1 protein-coding gene is annotated in these 1,563 nt (G+C 69.4%); it reads right to left on the bottom strand.

Translation table 11 applies throughout. The annotated features are described in order from the left end of the window. Window positions 1–8: 8 nt before the first annotated feature. Window positions 9–1,382, bottom strand: a complete 1,374-nt coding sequence (locus WA805_RS09485) for an aspartate aminotransferase family protein (protein ID WP_422327205.1) — start codon at window positions 1,380–1,382, stop codon at window positions 9–11. Window positions 1,383–1,563 lie beyond the last annotated feature (181 nt).

Raw genomic sequence — 1,563 nt, 5'->3', positions numbered from 1 at the left:
CCACGCCCCTACGACCGGACGGCCTGCTTGATCAGGGTCCGGCCGAAGTCCCACATCAGGCCGGAGCCCTTGGAAGCGTCCTCGAGCACGTCCGTCAGGGAATCGGTGAACAGCTTCACCTCCGCGTCGCCGATGATCAGCGGCGGGATTAGCTTGATCACTTCCATGTGGTCGCCCGACACCTGGGTAAGGATCCGGTGCCGCTGGAACAAGGCGACGACGACCATCTGCGCGAACAGCCCGACCCGCGCCTTTTGCAGCATGGCCCAGCCGGCCCGCGCCTTCACGCCGGACGGCTTGCCGAACTCGATGCCGATCATCAGCCCGCGCCCGCGCACGTCCGCGATCAGGTCGAAGCGGTCGGCCAGCGCGGCGAGCCCGGCGCGCAGCGACTCGCCCGTCCTGGTGGCGTTCTCCACCAGACCCTCGTCCTCGATGACCGCGAGTGCCGCCAGCCCGGCCGCCATCGCCAGCGGGCCGGCCTTGAACGTGGTGCTGTGCACCATCACCCGGTCCATCGACGAGTAGACCGATCCGAAGATCTTGTCCGTCGTGAGCATCGCGCCAACCGGGACGTAGCCGCCGGACAGCGCCTTGGCCACGGTGACGATGTCCGGCCGGACGTCCTCGTGCTGGTAGGCGAAGAACTTCCCGGTCCTGCCGAACCCGGACTGCACCTCGTCGCAGATCAGCAGCGCCCCGTGCTTATGCAGCAGCGCAGATGCCTCGCCAAGGAAACCGGCGGGCGGCATCATCACGCCATGTCCCTGCACCGGCTCGATGATCATCGCGGCCACGTCACCCCGCCGCAGCTCCGCCGCGAGCGCGTCCAAGTCGCCAAGGGGGATCTGGGCGTCGGGCAGCAGCGGCCCGAACCCGCGGCGGAACTCCTCCGCGCCGTTCACCGACAGCGACCCGGTGGTCAGCCCGTGGAACGCGTGCCGGGCGTAAATGATTCGCCCGTGACCGGTCGAGTGCCGCGCGAACTTCAGCGCTGACTCGACCGCCTCGGTGCCGCTGTTGCAGAAGAACACCCGGTCCAGGCCTGGCGTCTTGGCCAGCAGCCGCTGCGCGAGCAGCCCGGAGATCGGCTGGCAGTCGAACTGGGTCCAGGCGGCGAAGTCCGCGTCGAGCGCGTCGTGCAGCGCCTTCTTGATCACCGGGTGGCTGCGGCCAGCCGCGAACACCCCGAATCCGGCCAGGAAGTCCGCGTACGCGTTTCCCTCAGAGTCGTAGAGGTAGGCGCCGTCGCCGCGCACGTAGTCCTTGTCGAACCCGATCGTGTGCAGCGTGCGCGGCAGCTGCGGATTCTGGTAGCGGCTGTGCAGGTCGTAGCCCTGCCCCCGGACGGCCGCGAGTTCCGCGTTGAGGTCAAAACCCATGGACGTATTATGGCCGCTTCGCGAGGCGCCGCGGACTGCACAGGAACCCGGCACCCCAGCACATGTGCATGGCGGCGAGCACGACGGGCACCCGCGCCCGCGCCGAGGGCGGCACGTCGCGGGCGAGCACGGCCGCCACCGCCGCTACTCCGGCTGCGTAGACGGCGGGGATGGCGAAGCC

Source organism: Trebonia sp. (genome assembly GCF_049794275.1).
GTDB lineage: Bacteria > Actinomycetota > Actinomycetes > Streptosporangiales > Streptosporangiaceae > Trebonia.
The sequence above is the reverse complement of the archived record's forward strand: the minus strand, read 5'-3'. Positions and strand labels throughout refer to the sequence as shown.